21 protein-coding genes and 1 tRNA gene are annotated in these 19,432 nt (G+C 70.3%); 7 read left to right on the forward strand and 15 right to left on the reverse strand.

The features are described 5' to 3' along the window. Positions 1-5: 5 nt before the first annotated feature. Entirely contained in the window at positions 6-1,694 is a 1,689-nt protein-coding gene (locus H4696_RS39660; protein WP_086862392.1) for a fatty acyl-AMP ligase, read from the forward strand. A 61-nt stretch (positions 1,695-1,755) separates the two neighbouring features. Here the strand turns inward: H4696_RS39660 and H4696_RS39665 are convergent, their stop codons facing one another. From H4696_RS39665 to H4696_RS39680, 4 genes are all read right to left on the reverse strand, one after another. Beyond that, positions 1,756-2,112, reverse strand: coding sequence for a DivIVA domain-containing protein (locus H4696_RS39665; RefSeq protein WP_086857161.1), 357 nt, complete (start codon positions 2,110-2,112; stop codon positions 1,756-1,758). 170 nt (positions 2,113-2,282) lie between these two features. Further along, positions 2,283-2,597 (reverse strand): DivIVA domain-containing protein, encoded by a 315-nt coding sequence (locus tag H4696_RS39670; protein ID WP_086857160.1) that lies wholly within the window; start codon positions 2,595-2,597, stop codon positions 2,283-2,285. Positions 2,598-2,618: 21 nt separating this feature from the next. Then, positions 2,619-3,212 (reverse strand): aminoacyl-tRNA hydrolase, encoded by a 594-nt coding sequence (pth, locus tag H4696_RS39675; protein ID WP_086857159.1) that lies wholly within the window; start codon positions 3,210-3,212, stop codon positions 2,619-2,621. 64 nt (positions 3,213-3,276) lie between these two features. Continuing rightward, the gene (locus H4696_RS39680) at positions 3,277-3,879 is read right to left on the reverse strand and encodes a 50S ribosomal protein L25/general stress protein Ctc (protein WP_086857158.1); all 603 of its coding nucleotides are present in this window, start codon (positions 3,877-3,879) and stop codon (positions 3,277-3,279) included. Positions 3,880-4,226: 347 nt separating this feature from the next. On the opposite strand from H4696_RS39680, the gene H4696_RS39685 reads away from it, so the two are divergent. After that, positions 4,227-5,342, forward strand: a complete 1,116-nt coding sequence (locus H4696_RS39685) for a hypothetical protein (protein WP_225955934.1) — start codon at positions 4,227-4,229, stop codon at positions 5,340-5,342. Positions 5,343-5,440: 98 nt separating this feature from the next. After that, positions 5,441-6,082 carry an NAD(P)-dependent oxidoreductase gene (locus H4696_RS39690; RefSeq protein WP_086857156.1) on the forward strand — a complete coding sequence of 214 codons (642 nt, stop codon included), beginning with the start codon at positions 5,441-5,443 and terminating at the stop codon, positions 6,080-6,082. Here the strand turns inward: H4696_RS39690 and H4696_RS39695 are convergent. The 5 genes from H4696_RS39695 to H4696_RS39715 form a co-directional block, all read right to left on the reverse strand. Further along, positions 6,066-6,941, reverse strand: a complete 876-nt coding sequence (locus H4696_RS39695) for a TIGR03621 family F420-dependent LLM class oxidoreductase (RefSeq protein ID WP_086857155.1) — start codon at positions 6,939-6,941, stop codon at positions 6,066-6,068. The two genes, H4696_RS39690 and H4696_RS39695, sit on opposite strands and share 17 nt — an antisense overlap. A 313-nt stretch (positions 6,942-7,254) precedes the next feature. After that, positions 7,255-8,235: a ribose-phosphate diphosphokinase gene (locus tag H4696_RS39700; RefSeq protein WP_086857154.1), complete on the reverse strand. Its 981-nt coding sequence runs from the start codon at positions 8,233-8,235 to the stop codon at positions 7,255-7,257. Next, positions 8,232-9,704 (reverse strand): bifunctional UDP-N-acetylglucosamine diphosphorylase/glucosamine-1-phosphate N-acetyltransferase GlmU, encoded by a 1,473-nt coding sequence (gene glmU, locus H4696_RS39705; protein ID WP_192782788.1) that lies wholly within the window; start codon positions 9,702-9,704, stop codon positions 8,232-8,234. Before glmU ends, H4696_RS39700 begins: the two co-directional genes overlap by 4 nt. A 48-nt stretch (positions 9,705-9,752) precedes the next feature. Beyond that, positions 9,753-11,507 (reverse strand): GGDEF domain-containing protein, encoded by a 1,755-nt coding sequence (locus H4696_RS39710; RefSeq protein ID WP_086861235.1) that lies wholly within the window; start codon positions 11,505-11,507, stop codon positions 9,753-9,755. Between the two features lie 36 nt (positions 11,508-11,543). Beyond that, a tRNA-Gln gene (locus H4696_RS39715) sits at positions 11,544-11,615 on the reverse strand. Positions 11,616-11,821: 206 nt separating this feature from the next. On the opposite strand from H4696_RS39715, the gene H4696_RS39720 reads away from it, so the two are divergent. The 3 genes from H4696_RS39720 to H4696_RS39730 all read left to right on the forward strand — a co-directional run bounded on the left by H4696_RS39720 (position 11,822) and on the right by H4696_RS39730 (position 13,856). Beyond that, positions 11,822-12,787 carry an acyl-CoA desaturase gene (locus H4696_RS39720; RefSeq protein WP_086861234.1) on the forward strand — a complete coding sequence of 322 codons (966 nt, stop codon included), beginning with the start codon at positions 11,822-11,824 and terminating at the stop codon, positions 12,785-12,787. A 95-nt stretch (positions 12,788-12,882) separates the two neighbouring features. Next, positions 12,883-13,476, forward strand: a complete 594-nt coding sequence (locus H4696_RS39725; RefSeq protein WP_125312529.1) for a TetR/AcrR family transcriptional regulator — start codon at positions 12,883-12,885, stop codon at positions 13,474-13,476. Next, positions 13,473-13,856: a DUF6228 family protein gene (locus H4696_RS39730; RefSeq protein WP_086861230.1), complete on the forward strand. Its 384-nt coding sequence runs from the start codon at positions 13,473-13,475 to the stop codon at positions 13,854-13,856. Before H4696_RS39725 ends, H4696_RS39730 begins: the two co-directional genes overlap by 4 nt. Here H4696_RS39730 and H4696_RS39735 read toward each other — a convergent pair. The 3 genes from H4696_RS39735 to H4696_RS39745 are packed head-to-tail and all read right to left on the reverse strand — an operon-like array spanning position 13,849 to position 15,118. Beyond that, positions 13,849-14,238, reverse strand: a complete 390-nt coding sequence (locus tag H4696_RS39735; protein WP_086861228.1) for an NUDIX hydrolase — start codon at positions 14,236-14,238, stop codon at positions 13,849-13,851. The two genes, H4696_RS39730 and H4696_RS39735, sit on opposite strands and share 8 nt — an antisense overlap. Continuing rightward, positions 14,235-14,627, reverse strand: coding sequence for an NUDIX hydrolase (locus H4696_RS39740; RefSeq protein ID WP_086861227.1), 393 nt, complete (start codon positions 14,625-14,627; stop codon positions 14,235-14,237). Before H4696_RS39740 ends, H4696_RS39735 begins: the two co-directional genes overlap by 4 nt. Beyond that, the gene (locus H4696_RS39745) at positions 14,624-15,118 is read right to left on the reverse strand and encodes an isochorismatase family protein (RefSeq protein ID WP_086861226.1); all 495 of its coding nucleotides are present in this window, start codon (positions 15,116-15,118) and stop codon (positions 14,624-14,626) included. The genes H4696_RS39740 and H4696_RS39745 overlap by 4 nt, the downstream gene beginning before the upstream one ends. A gap of 30 nt (positions 15,119-15,148) precedes the next feature. Here H4696_RS39745 and H4696_RS39750 point away from each other — a divergent pair, with 30 nt between their 5' ends. Continuing rightward, positions 15,149-15,868, forward strand: coding sequence for an SDR family NAD(P)-dependent oxidoreductase (locus H4696_RS39750; RefSeq protein WP_086861225.1), 720 nt, complete (start codon positions 15,149-15,151; stop codon positions 15,866-15,868). A gap of 221 nt (positions 15,869-16,089) precedes the next feature. Here the strand turns inward: H4696_RS39750 and H4696_RS39755 are convergent, their stop codons facing one another. From H4696_RS39755 to H4696_RS39765, 3 genes are all read right to left on the reverse strand, one after another. Further along, positions 16,090-17,271 (reverse strand): PQQ-dependent sugar dehydrogenase, encoded by a 1,182-nt coding sequence (locus tag H4696_RS39755; protein ID WP_086861224.1) that lies wholly within the window; start codon positions 17,269-17,271, stop codon positions 16,090-16,092. Positions 17,272-17,551: 280 nt separating this feature from the next. Next, positions 17,552-18,208 (reverse strand): response regulator, encoded by a 657-nt coding sequence (locus tag H4696_RS39760; protein WP_086861223.1) that lies wholly within the window; start codon positions 18,206-18,208, stop codon positions 17,552-17,554. Further along, entirely contained in the window at positions 18,205-19,323 is a 1,119-nt protein-coding gene (locus H4696_RS39765; protein WP_249027027.1) for a sensor histidine kinase, read from the reverse strand. Before H4696_RS39765 ends, H4696_RS39760 begins: the two co-directional genes overlap by 4 nt. Positions 19,324-19,432: the final 109 nt, after the last annotated feature.

Raw genomic sequence — 19,432 nt, forward strand, 5'->3', positions numbered from 1 at the left:
CCGCCATGAGCAGGTTCGTGGACACGCTGGTCGCCACCGCGACGGGGCGGGGACAGCAGCGGGGCATGGTCACGGGGGAGCCGAAGGAGCCGGTCCGGCGGACCTGGGCCGAGGTGCACCAGGAAGCGCGGCGGATCGCCGGCGGGCTGGTGGCCGGCGGGTTCGAACGCGGGGGTGCCGTCGCGGTGCTGGCCGCGGCGCCGGTGCTGATCGCGCCGACCGTGCAGGCCGTGTGGCTGGCCGGGGGCAGCGTCACCATGCTGCACCAGCCGACGCCGCGCACCGATCTGGCCGAGTGGGCCGAGGACACCGTGCGGGTGCTCGGCATGATCGGGTCGAACCTGGTGCTGCTGGGCGAGCCGTTCGACCAGCTGGCGCCGGTGCTGGCGGAGAAGGGCATCGGCTACCGGCTGATCAGCGAGCTGACCGGCGCCGAGCCGCTCGAAGACGTCGTCGTCACCGACGAGGGCGAAACCGCGCTGCTGCAGCTGACCAGCGGCTCCACCGCCGACCCGAAGGCCGTGCGGATCACCTACGGCAACCTGTACTCCAACGTCAAGGCCATGGTCGACCGCGCGGAGTTCGACTTCGACGTCGACGTGATGGTGTCCTGGCTGCCGACCTTCCACGACATGGGCATGGTCGGCTTCCTGACCGTGCCGATGACCTTCGGCGTCGAGCTCGTCAAGATCACGCCGGTCGAGTTCCTTTCCGGGCCGTTGATCTGGCCCCGGCTGATCACCAAGTACCACGGCACGACCACCGCGGCGCCGAACTTCGCCTACGCGATCGTCGGGCGCCGGATGGCCCGCGTCGAGGACGACGACGAGTTCGACCTCTCGAAGCTGCGCATCGCCCTCAACGGTGCCGAGCCCATCGACGAGACCGCCGTCCAGACGTTCGTCGACGCCGGTGCCCGGTTCAAAATGCCGGCGGAATGCGTCTTCCCGGCCTACGGCATGGCCGAGGCGACCTTGGCCGTCTCGTTCGCGCCGCTGTTCACCGGGCTGACCCTCGACGTCGTCGAAGCGGACGCGCTCGAAGCCGACAACCGCGCGGTGCCGGTCCCCGAGGGCGACCCGCGGCGCGGCACCGACGACGTCCGGTCGTTCGCGCTGCTCGGCCGTCCGCTGGACGGGCTCGAGGCGGAGATCGTGAACGAGGCCGGGCAGCGCGTCGGCGACCGCGAAGTCGGCGAGATCCGGCTGCGCGGCGAGGCCGTGACGCCCGGCTACCTGACGATGGACGGCCCGCTGGCCACGCAGGACGAGAACGGCTGGCTCAACACCGGCGACCTCGGCTACCTGGTCGACGGCCAGATCGTCATCTGCGGCCGCCGCAAGGACGTCATCATCATGGGCGGCCGCAACCTCTACCCGACGGACATCGAGCGCGCGGCGACCTCGGTCGAGGGCGTGCGGGCCGGCAACGCGGTGGCGGTCCGGCTCGACGCGGGCAGCCGCCGCGAGCGGTTCGCGGTGGTCGTCGAGTCGAAGCTGGCGGGCGACGCCGAGGCGGAGAAGGACCTGATGAAGCAGGTCTCGGCCCGGGTCCGCGACGCGGTCGACATGCGCCCGTACGCGGTGGTGGTGCTCCCGGCGGGCAGCCTGCCGAAGACGCCGTCGGGCAAGGTCAAGCGCGCGGCCACGGCGACCCAGTTCGCGGACAAGATCAAGAAGAACGCCGACGCCTGACGCGTCGCTTTCACGTGAAAGCTCCCACCTGGGGGCGGAGCTTTCACGTGAAAGCTCCGCTCTAGCGTTGCTGGAGGCGTTCGGCTCGCAGGGTCGGCGGGGTGGCGCGGTCGGCGGTGGCTTCGGCGGGGGTGCGGGCGCCCGGCAGGTCCGGGGCGTGGCCGGTGCGGGCGGCGAGCTGGTCCTCCACCGAGTCGAGGAACTCGTCGACTTCGCGTTCGTCGTAGCCGCGCTTGCCGATCAGCGGCTTCGAGAACATCACGTGGTGCACTTCGGCGGCGGTCAGGTCGTCCTCCTCGGCGAACGTCTTGGCGATCCGCCGGACGAACTCGTCGACCTCGTGCTTCGCGTAGCCACGGCGGCCGATCGGGGCGTTACCGAAGGTGACCTCGGCGAGGTCTTCGGCGGTGAACGACATGCAACTCTCCGATTCCGGGGTTGGGCGGTGCGAACTGCCGTACACCGTCCTAGTCCGCGAACAGGCTCCCCCGGAAGGGGTGGACCTCGAAGCTCACCCCGACGGGCGGACGCCGTCCGCCTGTGAGTGAGCCGGGACTACGCAGCGCTGTGTGGCCGGTTTCACACCGCTCAGGTGCGGCCGAACCACTTCCGCGGGCCCTGCGGACGCTGCTCCTCGACCACCGGCCGCGGGTTGCGCAGCTCCACCAGAGCCGCCTCGGCCTCGTCCAGGAACAGGTCGACCTGGGCCTGGTCGTAGCTGCGCATGCCGACCGGCATGATCGTGAACTCGACGTAGTGGATGTCGTCCGCGGTCAGGATGTTGCGGCCGGACAGCGCCTCGGCGATCAGGTCGAGGAACGCGTCGACCTCGTCCTCGTTGTAGCCGCGACGGCCGAACCGGGGTTTGCCGAAAGCGATCGCCCGGACTTCGTCAGGGGTCATGGCTTCACCATCCCACCCATGTCAGCCCGCGTGGAAGGCGTTTTGCGCGGCCGCCAGGCCGGTGCCGACGAGTGCCTCGGTCGCGTCCGCGCACCGGTCCACCTCGAACGGGAGCTCCTTGCGCTCGACCGTCGAGAAGTCCTTCAGCACGAAGTCCGCCGGGTCCTGGCGGCCGGGCGGGCGGCCGATGCCGAAGCGCACGCGGTAGTAGTCACGGGTGCCCATCGACTTCGTGATCGAGCGGAGTCCATTGTGGCCGTTGTCGCCGCCGCCGAACTTCAGCTTCAGCGCGCCGAAATCGACGTCCAGCTCGTCGTGCACCACCACGACACCGGTCGGCGGCACCTTGTAGAACCGCGCCGCGCCGACCACCGGGCCGCCGGAGAGGTTCATGTACGAGCGCGGCTTCACCAGCACGACGCGGCGGCCGGCCAGCCGGCCTTCGAGGACTTCGCCGCCGGTCTTGTGCGTCTTGAACTTGCCCCCGATGCGGGCGGCCAGCTCGTCCAGCACCATGAAACCGACATTGTGCCGGTTTCCGGCGTACTGGGGCCCTGGATTGCCAAGGCCGGCGAGCAGAATCAGCTCGCCGGCCCCGGGTACGTCTTCGGTCACGCGGAAACGGTAACAGTGGAGCGAAGCTCCTCCGTTGAGGGTGGTGGCGGGGAGGAAGGCGGAGCTATTCGGCGGCTTCGGCCGACTCTTCGCCCGCTTCGTCGGCCTCGTCGCCGGCCTCTTCACGCTGCGGCTCGTTGACGGCCACGACCAGCGACTCGGGGTCGGTGACCAGGGTGGCGCCGGCGGGCAGCTCGACCTGGCCCGCGAGGACCTGGGAGCCGATCTCGAGGCCCTCGATCGAGACCTCGAACTGCTCGGGGATGTGCAGCGCCTCGACCTCGACCTGCAGGGTGTCGACGTCCTGGTTGACCAGGCCGCCGGGGCCGGGGTTGCCGGTGACGACGACGGGGACGTCGACGACGATCTTCTCGCCGCGCTTCACGACCAGCAGGTCGACGTGCTCGATGTAGTTCTTGAGCGGGTGCACGACGATGGTCTTCGTCAGCGCGAGCTCGTCGGAGCCCTCGATGGCGAGGGTGATGACGGCGTTCGAGCCGTTCTCGCGCACGACGCGGGCGAACTCGATGGCCGGCAGCGCGAAGTGCCGCGGGTCCGAGCCGTGGCCGTACAGCACGGCGGGGATCTTGCCGGCGCGACGCGTGCGACGCGCGGCGCCCTTGCCGAACTCGGTGCGCGGCTCGACGGACAGACGTACCTCGGACACGGTGTGGCACTCCTTCAAATCACGAACATGGTGCGGGAGACAGCATGCTGCGGCGGGGATGCTTGCGTTGTTCTGTTCAGGCGGTTGCGTTCGGCGGCGAGTTTCGGGCGTGCACGACAGCCGGGGCTACTCGAGCCGCCGCGTCGATCACGCCGGGCACCCCAGAAGGGCCCCGCCTCGCCGAGACAACCTCAAGAGTGTAAACCAACCTCATCACGGTGGGTTGCGGCGGGGGCACCGGCCAGGCTAGAACCCTCCTGAACCCCGGTGCGTGACGACACAAATCCGGTGGCGCGACTTCACCGGCCGAGGTGCACTCGGGCGCAACGCTAGAGCGAGGGGCGGCAATGCGGGCTGGACGGGGCATGGCGGCGGCGGTGCTGCTGCTGGGCGGACTGCTGGCCGGCTGCCAGGTGGCGGTCCCCGGCAGCGCCGGCGTCTCCGCGGCCGACCGGCAGACGGCGGAGCACCGCGCCGAGCAGCGCACCGCGGTCGACGCCGCGCTGACCGCGCTGGGCCAGGCGCCCGCGCTCGCGCTCAAGGCCACGGTCAAGGGCGCCGAGCAGCAGTTCCGGGTCACCCGCGGCGGCACCGCCGTCGGCGGCGTGCCGCTCGAAGGCGGGGTCGTGCAGGTCGCGGCCGTCGGCGGCGAGTTCTACCTCCAGGCCGACGCCGACTACTGGAAGGCGCACGCGATCGACGAGGGCACGCAGTTCGGCACGAGCTGGGTGCGCTCGCTCGGCTCCGAGCTGCCGCTGGACCCGGCGGCCCGGTTCGCCCCGGCCGCGCTCGCCGACGGCCTGCGCAAGGCGCTGCCCGGCCTGGACCGGCTGGGTGAGCCGGTCAAGGCGAAGCTCGCGGACGGCACCGAGGTCTACCAGCTCGGCGCCGCGCCGAGCGTGTTGCGCGTGACCACGGCCAAGCCGAACCGCGTCGTCAGCTTCGCGCCGGCGCTGCTCGACCCGCAGGCCGGGCCGAAGTACGGCGCCGAGTTCCAGGTCGCCGCGCTCGCCGGGGACGCGCTGAAGACGTTCCACGCCGACCTCGACGCCACCGTCGGCGCGCTCGGCTCGCCGTTCGAGGGCCTGGTCCAGGCCAGCGCCGTGGTCACCAACGACAAGCTCGACTGCAAGGACTTCGTCGGCTCCTGCACGACGACGGTCGACGTCTCCACCAGTGTGGTCGGCTCGCCGGCCTCGGGTGGGAAGAGCGTCGTGCACATCAACCTCTCGGTCGAGGTGAGCGCCGATTCGCTCGGCGCGCAGACGTGCACGACCGCGGCCGACGCCGAGCCGTACGCGACGGTCAAGATGTCCTGCACGGTCAAGTTCAAGCTGCCCAACAAGACGGCCAGCTACCAGGTCCTGTCGAAGCCGAACGCGACCGCGGAGGTCCGTGCGGCGCTCGACGCCAACGCCGTGAAGCAGAAGGTGGCCGCGGAGTTCGCCGGCCTGGGCGGCTGAGCTGGACACCTACCCGGGGGTGCGTTGCTCCCGTTGAAGTAGGTGATCTTCCGTTCTTACGATCGGCCTCGAAGGCCGAATTCGAACGAGGAGATCCCATGGCCAAGCTGGTGGTTTTCGGAGCGACGGGGTACGCGGGCGGCAAGATCAGCGCGGAGGCGCTGCGCCGCGGGCACGAGGTCGTCGGCGTCGCGCGCAACGAGGGCTCGGTGCCCGAGGGCGTCGAGGCGCGGCAGGGCTCGCTGCACGACGAGGAGTTCGTCGCGCAGCTCGCCAAGGAGGCGGACGTGCTCGTGGTCGCGACGCCGGCCCGCGCGATCGACGGCAAGAAGCTGATCGACGCGGTGCCCGGGCTGGTCCGCGCCGCGCGCGAGAACGGCGCCCGGCTGTCGTTCGTGGGCGGGGCGTCGAGCCTGCTCGTCGCCGAGGGCGGCCCGCGCCTGTTCGACACCCCGGAGTTCCCGGACGAGTACAAGGAAGAGGCGGGCAACCACGCCGAGGTGCTGTACCTGCTGCGCGAGCAGCCGGAAGACCTCGACTGGTTCTACGTCAGCCCCGCCGCCGAGTTCGGCGCCTGGGTGCCGGGCGAGCGCACCGGGAAGTTCCGCCTCGGCGGCGACGTCCTGGTGACCGACGAGAACGGCAAGTCCTTCATCGGCGGCGACGACTACGCGATCGCGTACGTCGACGAGATCGAGCAGCCGAAGCACCGCCGCGCGCGCTTCACGGTCGCTTACTGAGTTCCTCGATCACCGGGGCGAACGTTTCGAGCGCCGTCTCGAACACGCTGATGTAGGTGAAGCCGTAGCGTTCGCGCCGCTCCACCAGCTGCCCGGCGATCTCCTCGACCGTGCCCAGCAACAGCTGCGGCGCGTCGAGGAGTTCGCCGGCGTCGGCGACGGCACTGCGCTCCGTTTTTTCGTGCCACGCCTCGGCGGCCGCGCGCCGGTCGCCGGTGATTTCGACGTGCTGGACCAGCATGTTGTACTCGACTTCGCGGTTCGCTTTCCGGCGGAAGTAGGCAACCCGTTCGTCGAGCGCTTCGGCGTTGTCGAGCTTGAAGGTGCCCGGCGGTTTCCCGGGCTGCTGCCGGAGCCCGGCGAACCCGACGACGTCCGCGTGTTCCGCGGCCAGGCCGAGCACGCCGTCGCTGTTGCCCGCGATGAGCAGGCGGGGCATCGGAATACCCTCGGCTTCGAAGTGCTTCCGCAGGTGGCCGATGCTTTCGCCGAGGTAGTCGATCCGTTCGGAAGCCTTGTGCCACGGCAGCCCGGCGGCGTCGAATTCGGCTTTCATGTGCCCGGACCCGAGCCCGAGGTCGAGCCTGCCGTCGAGCAGCGCGGCCGTCGAAGACGCTTCCCGCGCGAAGAGCGCGTGGTTGTAGAACGGCACGTTGGAAACGAGGGTCCCGAGCCGCGGCCGTTCGGTGACGGCCCCGGCCATCGCGAGCACCGGAAACGGCGCCAGCCGCCCGTTCCCGAGGTGGTCGGGCACGGTGATGACGTCGTAGCCGAGTTCTTCGGCTCGACGGCACCGCTCGATCCACGTTTTCCGGTCGCTGATTCCGCGGAGGCTCACCCCGAATTTGAATTTCCCCATGAATGGCACGTTAGCGGCGGGCGGGTGGGGAGGGGACCGCCTTTCGCTAGGGGCGAATACTCCTGGTGGTGCCGTGAACGACGCATTCAGGACGCGGGCGCTGTGAATGGGTCGTTCACGTATTTTGCCTGATGCCGGGCCCGAAACGTCCGGAAAGCCGCCGGGGTGGGCCTGCGAGGTCCTGAATGAGTCATTCAGGACTTCCGAAGACCTGAATGACTCATTCAAGACGTCGGGGCGGGCCCGCTGCCGGACCACAGGCAGCGGAAAGCCCGCCCACCCCGAAGGGTGAGCGGGCTTCCGGTCGAAATCCTCAGGCGTTGCCGTCGAACAGCGAAGTCACCGAGCCGTCCTCGAAGACCTGCTGGATGGCCTCCGCCAGCATCGGGGCGATCGACAGCACCGTCAGCCCGGGGAACCGCTTCTCCTCCGGGATCGGCAGCGAGTTCGTCACGATGACCTCGCGCGCCTTGCACTGCGAAAGCCGCTCGGTCGCCGGGTCGGACAGGATGCCGTGGGTCGTCGCGATGACGACGTCCGCCGCGCCCTCGTCGATCAGGGCCTCGGTGGCCTTCACGATCGTGCCGCCGGTGTCGATCATGTCGTCGATCAGGACGCAGAGCTTGCCCTCGACCTTGCCGACCACGCGGTTGGCCACGGCCTGGTTGGGCTTGTCCGGGTCGCGCGTCTTGTGGATGAACGCGATCGGCCGGTCGCCCAGCTGCTGCGCCCACTTCTCCGCCAGCCGCACGCGGCCCGAGTCCGGCGAGACGACCGTGATGTCGGCGTCGCCGTAGGTGGCCTTGATGTGGTCGGCCAGCACGGTCTGGGCCATCAGGTGGTCGACCGGGCCGTCGAAGAAGCCCTGGATCTGCGCGGTGTGCAGGTCGACGGTCATGATCCGGTCGGCCCCCGCGGTCTTGAACAGGTCCGCGATCAGCCGCGCCGAGATGGGCTCGCGGCCCTTGTGCTTCTTGTCCTGGCGCGCGTACGGGTAGAACGGCATCACCACGGTGATCCGCTTCGCGCTCGCCCGCTTGAGCGCGTCCACCATGATCAGCTGCTCCATCACGTACTCGTTGATGGGCGTGGTGTGCGCCTGGATGACGAAGGCGTCGGTGCCGCGGACGGACTCCTCGAACCGGACGAACAGCTCGCCGTTGGCGAACGTGTGCGCCGTCTGCGGGGTGATCGTCACGTTGAGGTGCTTGGCCACCTCTTCGGCGAGCTCCTGGTGCGCGCGTCCGGAGAAGAGCATCAGATTCTTCTTCGGCGTGCCTTGCTTCGGACTCATGCTGGCGACTCCCCGTCGGTTCCTGCTGCTGACTCGGCGTCGAGGGCGGCCTGGGCCGCCTCCGCCGCGGGTGTACCCGGCCGGCGCCGGATCGCCCAGCCTTCGATGTTGCGCTGCGGCGGCGCCGACACCGCGAGTGTGCCCGGCGGGACGTCCTCGCGGATCACGGCACCCGCACCACTGTAAGCGCCGTCACCGACCTGCACCGGAGCGACGAACGTGTTGTCGGCGCCCAACCGGACATACGACCCGATAACGGTGCGGTGCTTGTTGACGCCGTCGTAGTTCACGAACACGCTGGAGCAGCCGATGTTGCTGTGCTCACCGATCGTGGCGTCGCCGACGTAGGTCAGGTGCGGCACCTTCGTGCCGGCGCCGATGTCGGCGGACTTCGTCTCGACGAACGCGCCGAGCTTGCCCTTTTCGCCCAGCTTCGTGCCGGGCCGCAGGTAGGTGAACGGGCCGACGTTGACGCCGTCGCCGAGTTCGGAGTCCGAGCCGTGCACGCGCACCACCGAGGCGCGGGCGCCGATGGTCATGTTCGTCAGCGTGCTGTCCGGCCCGACCGTCGTGCCTTCGCCGACCGACGTCGTGCCCTTGAGCTGCACGCCGGGCTCGATGACGACGTCACGCGAGAGGGTGACGCCGGCGTCGATCCAGGTCGTGGCCGGGTCGACGACCGTGACGCCCTCGCGCTGCCAGCGCCGCACGATCCGGCGGTTGAGCTCGGCGCCGAGCACCGACAGCTGGACGCGGTCGTTGACGCCCTCGGTCAGCCACGGGTCGTCGACGACCAGCGCGCCGACGTGCAGGCCGTCGCCGTTCGCGATGCCCAGGACGTCGGTGAGGTAGAGCTCGCCCTGCGCGTTGTCGGTCGAGAGGCGCGAGAGGCCGTCGCGCAGCACGGCGGCGTCGAAGGCGTAGACCCCGGAGTTGATCTCGGTGATCTCCGCCTGCTCCGGGGTGGCGTCCTTGTGCTCGACGATCCCGGTGACCTTGCCCGTCGCGTCGCGCACCATGCGGCCGTAGCCGGTCGGGTCGTCGACCACGGCGGTGAGCACGGTGACGGCGTTCTTCGCCTCGGTGTGCTCCTCGAGCAGGGCGCGCAGGGTCTCGGTGTCGAGCAGCGGGACGTCGCCGTAGCTGACGAGCACGGTGCCGGTCAGGTCGGCGGGCAGGGTCGCGAGCGCGCAGGACACGGCGTGGCCGGTGCCCTTCTGCTGGTCCTGCACCGCGGTGCCGACCGCGCGGCCGAGGGTGCCGGCGACCTGGGCGAGGTGCTCGCCGACGGCTTCGCGGCCGTGGCCGACGACGACCACGAGGTGCTCGGGGTCCAGTCCGGCGGCGGCCCGGACGGCGTGCTCGACCAGGGGGCGCCCGGCGATCGGGTGCAGCACCTTGGGCGTCGAGGAACGCATGCGGGTGCCCTCACCCGCGGCGAGGATCAACGTGCTCAGCGGGCCGGTCAACGGCGCTCCCAACGGTTACCAATAAGTGGCTTCTGTCGGGCACCGATCCTAACTGTGGTCCTCGGCGTCCCACGCGGGGTCGGTCGGAGGGGCCTCGCTCGCCCACGCGGCGGCCGGATCGGCGGCCATCGAGTTCGCCGACGCCACCTGGTTGCCGCCGCCGCGTTTCGCCTGGTACATGGCCGCGTCGGCGCGCGCGAGGACCTGCTCGCCGCGCTCCTGCGGCCGCAGCGAAACGAGCCCGATCGACAGCGTGACGCCGTGCGAAAGGTGGTGCGGCAGGCCTGCGACGGACTTCACGGCGCGGCCGAGCGCCATCTTCGCCGCGGACGCCGGCGTGCCCGGCAGCAGCACGATGAACTCGTCGCCGCCGTAGCGCGCGACCAGGTCGTCCCCGCGCAGGGCGTCACGGAGTGTGCTTGCGACGACACGCAGCACGTTGTCGCCTTCGGCGTGCGACTGCTTGTCGTTGACGCCCTTGAAGCCGTCGAGGTCGACCAGCGCGACGGCGAGCGGCTGCGCGTCGGCCGACGAGGCGAGCTGGCGCAGCTTCTCGTCCAGCGCCCGCCGGTTCGGCAGGCCGGTGAGCGGGTCCTGCAGCGCCTGCTGGGTGATGGCGCCGTGCTCGGCGGAGAGCCGTTCGTGCTCGCGGCGGGCGTTCAGCGTGGCGATCTGCGACTCGCGCAAGCTCCACATTTCGGACTCGAGGCGGGTCGCGTAGTCGATCAGCGACTGGCTGGCACCGGACGCGTAGTCCGGGCTCGTGTCGAGCCGGGCCAGCTCGCGCGCGATGTTCAGCCGCATCGACGGCTGCGAGGTGTCGTCGCCGAGGAACTCGCGGGCCGAGCGCAGCACGTCGAGGGCCTCTTCGCGGCGGCCGCCCTTGTCCAGGCAGCGGGCCAGCGCGATCGCGACGATCTCGCGTTCGCCCGGGTAGCCGGTGCCCTCGTGCAGCGCCCGGAGCCGGTCGATCTGGTCGGTGGTCGGGTTGTGCAGCGCCTGCGCGGCGGCGAGGACGCCGACCTGGTCGACGGCCGGGACGTTCGCCCGCCGCGGGAACAGCGACTCGGTGAACGGGCCTTCCGCGGCGACCGCCATCGACGCGGCCGTGCGGAACTTCTCGGCGCTCTCGTCGTACTCGTCGATCCGCTCCAGCCGCAGGCCCCAGCCCAGCAGCATCTTGACGCGGTTCATCAGCTGCAGCGTGATCTCGTGCGGGCTCGCGCTCTCGCGGATTGCGCTCGCGGCGCGGCCGATGACCTCTTCGGCGGCTTCGTAGACGCCGAGCTGGTTCAGCACGATCCAGCAGTCGTTCAGCGTCGACCACAGCATCCGGTTCCAGGCGCGGATGCCGACCTGCCGGCTCGGGATCGCGGAGTCGTCGAGGATGGCCAGCGCGCGGGCGATCTCGGTGAGCGCGGGGTCCTCCTGCGCGGCGATCACCAGCCGGCGCCCGCGCAGCGCGTGCGCGTCGGCCCGCAGCAGCGCGAGGCCGTGGCGCCGGGTGTGCGCGAGCATCTCGTCGAGCCGCGGCTCGGCCTCGGCGGCCAGGCCCTTCGTGATCAGCCGCGCGACGGCGGAGGCGCGCAGCAGCTGCGCGACCATGGTCGGCTCGCCGCGGCGCTGGGTCTCGTCGAGCAGCTCGTCCATCAGTTCGACGATCTGGAGCTGCTGCGTGTACTCCTGCCGCTGGACCGCGGCGATCAGCTCCCGCGCGCGCCCGACGAGCCAGGCGTCGGACATTTCGGCCAGGGCGGGACGCCTGGCCGCCACCGGGTCGGTCGCCTCGTCGGTCAGCGCCAACCTCCCGGTGTCGTGGGGTTTCGGGTCCTTCTGCTGCTCCGCCGCCAGGATTCGAACCTGAACTGTCAGAACCAAAATCTGAAGTGCTGCCGATTACACTACGGCGGATCGATCCTGGTCAGGATAGCGACGATCGGGTGTCGTCCGCGCGGGGGATGCGTTAGCGGCCCGTCCGCCGGGTACCCGGCTTCGAACAACCGGTGTGAGGTTCAGGCACTCCCCAGCCGCCGAAACCTCCTGTACCGTAACTTACGGCATCGTAGGTTAGGGCACCCTACGTCTTAGGGTCGCCCGCGTAGGGAGAAGTGAAGCGTATGACGGCCACGCTCGACCGTTCTCAGCCCACCGGGGAGCCTTCGGCCCCCAAGGGCCCCAAACCCGTCACCGAAGGCACGCGCGGCATCGGCGTGCAGCTGTCGGTCTACTTCGGCGTGATCGCGCCGCTGGTGGCACTGCTGGTCGCGGTGCCCTTCGCCTGGGGCTGGGGACTGAGCTGGGTCGACGTCGCCATCTTCGTCGTCTTCTACGCGATCAGCGGGCTCGGCATCACGGTGTCGTACCACCGCTACTTCACGCACGGCTCGTTCAAGGCCAAGCAGTGGCTGCGCGTGCTCATGGCCATCGCGGGCAGCATCGCCCTGCAGGGCCCGGTGATCACCTGGGTCGCCGACCACCGCCGCCACCACGCGTTCTCCGACCGCGACGGCGACCCGCACTCGCCGTGGGCGTTCGGCACCTCGCCGTGGGCCATCGCCAAGGGCTTCTGGCACGCGCACATGGGCTGGCTGTTCGAGCGCGACCAGACCAACGCCGAGCGCTTCGCGCCGGACCTGGTCAAGGACCCGGCGATCAAGAAGGTCGACGACCTGTTCTGGCTGTGGTCGCTGGTCAGCCTGCTGCTGCCGGCGCTGCTGGGCGGGCTCATCTCGTGGTCGCTCTGGGGCGCGGTCACCGCGTTCTTCTGGGCGGGCCTGGTGCGCATCTGCGTGCTGCACCACGTGACCTGGTCGGTCAACTCGATCTGCCACATGATCGGCGAGCGCCCGTTCGCCGCCCGCGACAAGTCGGCGAACTTCTGGCCCCTGGCCATTTTCTCGTTCGGCGAGTCGTGGCACAACCTGCACCACGCCGACCCGACGTCCGCGCGCCACGGCGTCAAGCGCGGCCAGATCGACATCTCCGCGCGGCTGATCTGGATCTTCGAGAAGTTCGGCTGGGTGCACGACGTCCGCTGGCCGACCCCGCAGCGCCTGGCCCGTATCGCGACGGAAAAGAGCTAGTCAACTAGGCTGCGACGGTGGCGGGGAGACGACGTTCGAAGCGAGAGCAGCAGGTCACCGGGGCGCGTCCGGCCGCCCCGGTGACGCGGGTGCGGATGACCGGCAGCGAACGGCGCCGTCAGCTGCTGAACGTGGCCAGGGCCCTGTTCGCCGAAAAGGGCTTCGACGGCACGTCGATCGAGGAGATAGCCCACCGCGCCAACGTGTCGAAACCGGTGGTGTACGAGCACTTCGGCGGCAAAGAGGGCATCTACGCGGTGGTTGTGGACCGCGAAACCCAGCTGTTGCTGGACCGCATGGTCTCCACCCTGCACGGCGGCCACCCCCGCGTGATGCTCGAACAGGCGGCGACGGCGTTGCTGTCGTACGTCGAGGATTCCCACGACGGCTTCCGCATCCTGGTGCGGGATTCTCCGGTGGCGAGTTCGACGGGCACGTTTTCCACGGTGCTGAACGACATTGCGAGCCAGGTCGAGCACATCCTGGCCCAGCAGTTCGCGGCTCGGGGGTATGACGAGAAGCTGGCGGCGTTGTACGCGCAGGCTTTGGTGGGGATGGTCGCGCTGACCGGGCAGTGGTGGCTGGACGCGCGGAAGCCGAAGCGTGATGAGGTCGCGGCTCATCTGGTGAACCTGGCTTGGAACGGGCTGTCGCACCTGGAGCACAAGCCGAAGCTGCGGCTGGGGTGACGGTTTCGGTCGCCGGGCCGGGCGTGACGCTGACCCTCGCGGACCTGGACCGGTCCGAAGGCGACCTGATCTACTTCACGGCCCGGGCGGAAGGCGACGGCCTTTCCGCCACGGTGAGCGTCGAAACCCTCTACGGCGACAGCCTCGAGACCTTCGCGGCCGGCCTCGACCGCGATTTCGGCGGCTGGGCCGGCGCCCGGACCTGGACGTCGTTCCGCGGCGACCTCGAACTGCGCGCGACGCACGCCGGACGCGTGGTCGAGCTGGTGTGGACGCTCCGCCGTCCGGGGTGCTGGGAGTGCACGGTCCGGACGCTCGTCACGCCGGGCGAGGAACTCCGGCGGTTCAGCGCGGACGTGGCGGACTTCCTCGTCAGCTGAGCTGCCCGGTCTCGTGCAGGTGGTCGAAGATGAGCTTGTCCACCGCCGAAACCCGGTCGCGGTCCGCGTACGTCAGCCAGGCGATCTCTTCGATCTCGCTGCTGGCGGCCGGCGTGCCGGTGTACTCCGCCGTGTAGCAGGTCATCCGGACCAGGGTGCCCGCGTGGCCGTGCGCCTCCGCCTCGAACACCCCCGCCGGGGCGATCGTCGACGGCGTGATCGCGACGTCGAGTTCCTCGTGGATCTCGCGGATGAGCGTCTCGGCGTCCGACTCGCCCGGCTCGCGCTTGCCGCCCGGGAGGTAGTACACGTCCTTGCCGCGCGAGCGGGTGCTGAGGATGCGGCCGCCGACCGGGTGCAGCCAGGCGATCTTGTCGATCACCGCAGCTCGCCGGTGCGGCGCAGGTGGTCGAAGATCAGCTGGGCGACCAGGGAAACCCGCGGCCGGTCCGCGTGGGCGAGCCAGGCGATCTCCTCGATCTCGCTGCTCGCCTTGAGCGTTCCCTGGTAGTCCGCGGTGTAGGCCGCCGTGCGGACCAGGGTGCCCGCGGCTTTGCCGTGTGCCTGGCCTTCGAACGTGCCCGCTGGCGCGATCGTCGACGGGGTGATCTCGACGTCCAGTTCTTCGCGGATCTCGCGGACCAGCGTTTCGGTGTCCGATTCGCCGGGCTCGCGTTTGCCGCCCGGCAGGTAGAACTTGTCCTTGCCCCGCGAACGCGCGGCCAGGACCCGGCCGTCCACGACGTGCAGCCACGCGACCTTGTCGATCACGCCAGCACCTCCTCGGTCGTCATGACCGTGCCGAGCCGCAGGAAGATCTTCGTCATCGCGTTCTCGTGCGAGATGTCGGAAAGCGCTGTCATCGCGTCGGAGACCGCCACCGTGTCGTAGCCGTGGTCGGACGCCGCGCGCAGGGTCGATTCGACGCCGAACTCCGTCGCGATGCCGCCGAAGTACACCGTGCGGACGCCCTTGCCGCGCAGGTACTCGTCCAGGTCGGTGCCGGCGAAGCCGCCGATCGTGTACTTCGTGACGATCTTGTCGTCCTGCGCGTCGAAGACCAGTTCGTTGCCCGGCGGGTTGTCCGGCCGCGACACCCGCACGATCACCACCGGCGCGCCCGCCTCGCGGAAGGCGTCCCGTAGGCGCAGGGCGTTCCGCACTACCTCTTCGCCGCGGTACGGCGTGGTCGGCAACGCGACGATCCGCTCCTGCAGGTCGACGAGCACGAGCGCGGACGTGGCCGGATCGATCTTGGTCATGCCCCGATCCTAGGCACTAGGGTCGGGAGCATGGGGAACAACAGGGAAGTCGTGGTGACCGGTGGCGGCACGGGTATCGGCTACGCGGTCGCGGCCGCGTTCGCCGGTGATCGCGTCACGATCACCGGTCGTCGCGAACAGGTGCTCACCGAGGCCGCGGCGCTGCTGGGCGCGCGGCCCGTCGTGTTCGATGCCGCCGATCCCGCGGCCGTCGAAGCCGCACTCGCGGAGTTGCCGGAGCGGGTCGACGTGCTCGTCAACAACGCCGGCGGCAACACGGACTTCCTCGACGCGGAAGGGGAAGGGCTCGCCGGCTTCGCGGCCGCGTTCGAACGGAACCTGCGGTCCAATGTGGTCAGTGCGGCACTGGTGACGCACGCGCTGCGCGAGCGTTTCGCTGACAGCGCCCGGATCGTGACGATCGGCTCGATCGCCGCCCACACCGGCGCCGGCTCCTACGGGGCGGCGAAGGCCGCGGTCGAGGGCTGGAACGTGAGCGTGGCCAGGGAGTTCGGTCCGCGCGGGATCACCGCGAACGTCGTCGCGCCCGGCCTGATCGGGGACACCGAGTTCTTTCACGGGCAGCTCAGCGACGGCCGTCGCGAGTGGCTGATCGGCAACACGATGAACAAGCGACCGGGCACGCCGGAAGACGTGGCCGCGGTGGTCGCGTTTCTGGCGAGCCCCGCCGCCGGGCACGTCACGGGCCAAGTGGTGCACGTCAACGGCGGGGCTCACCTGGGTAACTAGTGGCTGGAGGCCGGTCCCCGATCGCCAGGTCGGCGATGGCGCCCGGGGACCGGCGCGGTGCTGCCGCGGGAACGCTTTCTTCGGACCGCGTCCAACACGCGTCGGGGGCGGGCGAAAACTCTTGGTGAGAACCATGTTCCGCGATCGAACCCCCGGACGACAGTGTCCCGGGCACCGGCTCGGTGTGTTTTTTTCATGGTCACGCCGCCGTGACCGACGGGTCAGGCGGGCGTGACCTTCAGCAGCTTGTCGTCGGTGCCGTCGGACGTCGTCACGTACAGGGCGCCGTCCGGGCCGCTGCGGACCGCGCGGAGGCGGCCGAACTTGTCGTCGAACTCCGGGGGGAGCGTGACGTCGAGGACCTTGCCCGCCGGGTCCAAGTGGTACAGCAGGAGCTTCTGGCCCTTCAGCGCCACCACGACCAGCGCGCCGTCGTTCGGGCCCCACTGGGCGCCGGTCAGGAAGGCGTCGCCGCTGATCGCCTCGGTGATCTTGCCGGACGTCCACAGTGGACTCACCGCGTCCGGGAACCGCTTGAGGTCGGTCATCGGGACGCTCTCGTCGTAGCTCGAGTCGGTGCCGCCCTTCGACGGGTCCCAGCCGTAGTTGGCGCCCGGCTTGAGGAGGTTGACCTCGTCGTCGAACGTCGGCCCGTGCTCGGCGGTGATCACCTGGCCGTTGCCCGGGCGGATCGCCACGCCCTGGACGTTGCGGTGGCCGTAGGTGTAGATCAGCCGCTCGTGCGGGTCCGACGAGGTGATGAACGGGTTGTCCGGCAGCGGGCTCCCGGTCTTCGCGTCCAGCCTCAGCACCTTGCCGCCGAGGGAGTGGCGGTCCTGCGAGATCGACGCGCGCGCGGTGTCGCCGGTGCCGACCAGCAGCGCACCGTCCGGGGCGAACGTCGGGCGGCAGCCGGAGTGGCGGCCGCTCGGGTTCACCGGGAGCCCGGTCAGCAGGTTCTTCACCTTGGTCGCGCTCGCGCCGTCCTCGGCCAGCTTCCACGTGACCAGCCGGATGTCGACGGCCTTGCCGTCTTCCTGGTGGTCCTGGCAGGTGATGAACTCGCGGCTGGTGGCGAAGTCGGGACTGACGACCATGCCGAGCAGCCCGCCTTCGCCCTTGACCAGGACGTCGGAGAAGTCGGCGCGGACTTCGGCCGCTTTCCCGTCGCGGACCAGCGCGAGCTTGCCGGGCCGCTGCGGCACGAGGATGCCGCCGTCGGGCAGGAACCCGATGTCCCAGCCGTGTTCGAGCCCGGCCGTCACCGTCTCGACCTTGAACTTCCCGCTCGAGGCCGACGGCGTCGCCGCGGGCGGGACGCTCTGGACCGGCTGGCTCGCCGCCCCCGAACAGCCCGCGACCAGCAGGGACACGACACCGATGAGACCCAGCACACGCCGCATAGGGCTCATCCTGCCATCAACCGGTGAAATCACCGTTCGCCGCGGCGCGGGTCAGGAAGCCCAGGTCGCCCACGCCCGGGAGGTGGTGCTCAGTGCCACGGCCGGGAGTTTCGCCGTGGGTCCGGCGACAGGGCTCCGGTGCGGCGGCTCGCCCGGCGGCGGGTTCGCCGACGTCTTGAATGACTCATTCAGGTCTTGGGAGGTCCTGAATGACTCATTCAAGACACCGCGGGCCCACCCGACACGACTTGCCGAGGCCGGGCCGATGTACGGCGAATGCTCAGGCACCCGGGCGGACCAGTCCGGACTCGTAGGCGAACACCACCGCGTGCACCCGGTCGCGCAGCCGCAGCTTGGCCAGGATCCGCCCGACGTGCGTTTTCACCGTCGTCTCGCCGATGTACAGCTTCGCCGCGATCTCGCCGTTCGAGAGGCCGCGCGCGACGAGCCCCAGCACGTCCTTCTCCCGCTCGGTCAACGCGCCGAGCCGGGCGGTGTCCACCGGGTCGCGTTCGTCGGCGAGGTACCGGTCGAGCAGCCGCCGCGTGACCGACGGCGAGACCATCGAGTCGCCGCGCAGTACCCCGCGGATCGCCACGAGCATCTCTTCGGACGGCGCGTCCTTCACCAGGAACCCGCTGGCCCCGCCGCGCAACGCCGCGTACGCGTACTCGTCGAGGTCGAAGGTCGTGATGATCAGGACGCGCACGTCCGGCAGCTCGGCGCAGATCCGCGCGGTCGCCGCCACGCCGTCGAGGACCGGCATCCGGACGTCCATCAGCACCAGGTCGGGCCGCAGCTCCCGGGCCAGGGCGACGGCCTCCTCGCCGTTAGCCGCTTCGCCCGCGACTTCGAGGTCGTCCTGGCTTTCGACGATCATCCGCAGGCCGACGCGGACCAGCTGCTGGTCGTCGCAGAGCAGGATCCGGGTGGTCACGACCCGACCACCAGGCTCGCGCGCACGCGGTAGCCGCCGTCGGGCAGCGGCCCGGTGGTCAGTTCGCCGTGGTACATCTCGACGCGCTGGCGCATCCCGGCCAGCCCGTGCCCGGACGAGGGCAGGGCGGGGGCCGGCGACGCGCGGCCGCCCGTGTTCGTCACCTCGATCCGGACGCGGGGTGGTTCGAAGGCGACGCGGACCCGTCCGGTCGCGTCGGCCGGCGCGTGCTTGATCATGTTGGTCAGTGCCTCCTGGACGATCCGGTACGCCTGCAGCGCGGCGCTCGCGGGCAGCTCACCCGGGTCTCCGGTGACGTCGAGCGCGACGTCGCGCCCGGACTGCCCGACGAGGTCACGCAATTCGCCGAGCGTCGGCTGCGGGTTGCGCGCCGCCTGGCCGGCGTGCAGGACTTCGAGGAGCCGCCGCAGTTCGGCCAGTGCGCCGCGGCCCGTGTGGACGATCGTGTCGAGCGTGCGGTCGACGGCTTCGGGATCGCGGTGCCGGGCGAGCTTCGCGCCCTCGGCGTTCAGCACGATCACGCTCATGCTGTGCGCGACGACGTCGTGCAGCTCGCGCGCGATCCGCGTGCGCTCCTCCGCGACCGCGGCGCGCGACTGGGCTTCGCCGAGCTTCTCCTCCTCCGCGGTCAGCTGTTCCTTGGCGCGGAAGAACTCCCCGAGGGCCCACGCGGCGATGTGCAGCGGCCAGATGCCGACGATGGTGATGGTCGGGTTGTCGGTGTAGGTGCCCCAGAGGAAGCCCCACTGCCAGCCGAGCGTGAAGACCGCGACGGCGATCACCGCCGCGAACCGCCGGTCGCCCAGCTTCACCAGGTTGAACAGCACGACCGCCATGGCCAGTTCGGTGCGGCCGCGGTCGTACGCCCAGATCTCGTTGAGGTACACGCACGCGGCCCCGGCGATGATCAGCACCGCGGCCGTGCGCGGGAACCGCCGCCGCACGACCACCGGCAGCACGAAGACCATCGAGAGCGCGCGAACCGCCCAGGGGGTGTCCCCGGCCCAGTTCGGCGCGAGGAACAGGAACACCGCGTACAGCGGGAGATCCACTGTCCACCGGTGTCCGCGCACCCACTTCACGAGTCGTTCCACGCCACCGAACGTAACGCGGCGACCCGGCCCGCGTCGTCATCACTTCGGTCCGACCGCATCCTCCCGAAGGAGGACACGACCGGTCGATCCGACGGATTCGCGGCCACCC

This window comes from Amycolatopsis lexingtonensis (genome assembly GCF_014873755.1).
Classification (GTDB): Bacteria; Actinomycetota; Actinomycetes; order Mycobacteriales; family Pseudonocardiaceae; genus Amycolatopsis; species Amycolatopsis lexingtonensis.

Excerpts from the sequence above, each read along its gene's own strand:
- H4696_RS39660 (WP_086862392.1), top strand. The coding sequence starts at position 6 with ATGAGCAGGTTCGTGGACACGCTGGTCGCCACCGCGACGGGGCGGGGA.
- H4696_RS39665 (WP_086857161.1), bottom strand. The coding sequence starts at position 2,112 with ATGTCGTTCACCGCCGAAGACCTCGCCGAGGTCACCTTCGGTAACGCC.
- H4696_RS39670 (WP_086857160.1), bottom strand. The coding sequence starts at position 2,597 with ATGACCCCTGACGAAGTCCGGGCGATCGCTTTCGGCAAACCCCGGTTC.
- H4696_RS39685 (WP_225955934.1), top strand. The coding sequence starts at position 4,227 with ATGCGGGCTGGACGGGGCATGGCGGCGGCGGTGCTGCTGCTGGGCGGA.
- H4696_RS39690 (WP_086857156.1), top strand. The coding sequence starts at position 5,441 with ATGGCCAAGCTGGTGGTTTTCGGAGCGACGGGGTACGCGGGCGGCAAG.
- H4696_RS39695 (WP_086857155.1), bottom strand. The coding sequence starts at position 6,941 with ATGGGGAAATTCAAATTCGGGGTGAGCCTCCGCGGAATCAGCGACCGG.
- H4696_RS39700 (WP_086857154.1), bottom strand. The coding sequence starts at position 8,235 with ATGAGTCCGAAGCAAGGCACGCCGAAGAAGAATCTGATGCTCTTCTCC.
- H4696_RS39720 (WP_086861234.1), top strand. The coding sequence starts at position 11,822 with ATGACGGCCACGCTCGACCGTTCTCAGCCCACCGGGGAGCCTTCGGCC.
- H4696_RS39725 (WP_125312529.1), top strand. The coding sequence starts at position 12,883 with ATGACCGGCAGCGAACGGCGCCGTCAGCTGCTGAACGTGGCCAGGGCC.
- H4696_RS39745 (WP_086861226.1), bottom strand. The coding sequence starts at position 15,118 with ATGACCAAGATCGATCCGGCCACGTCCGCGCTCGTGCTCGTCGACCTG.
- H4696_RS39750 (WP_086861225.1), top strand. The coding sequence starts at position 15,149 with ATGGGGAACAACAGGGAAGTCGTGGTGACCGGTGGCGGCACGGGTATC.
- H4696_RS39755 (WP_086861224.1), bottom strand. The coding sequence starts at position 17,271 with ATGCGGCGTGTGCTGGGTCTCATCGGTGTCGTGTCCCTGCTGGTCGCG.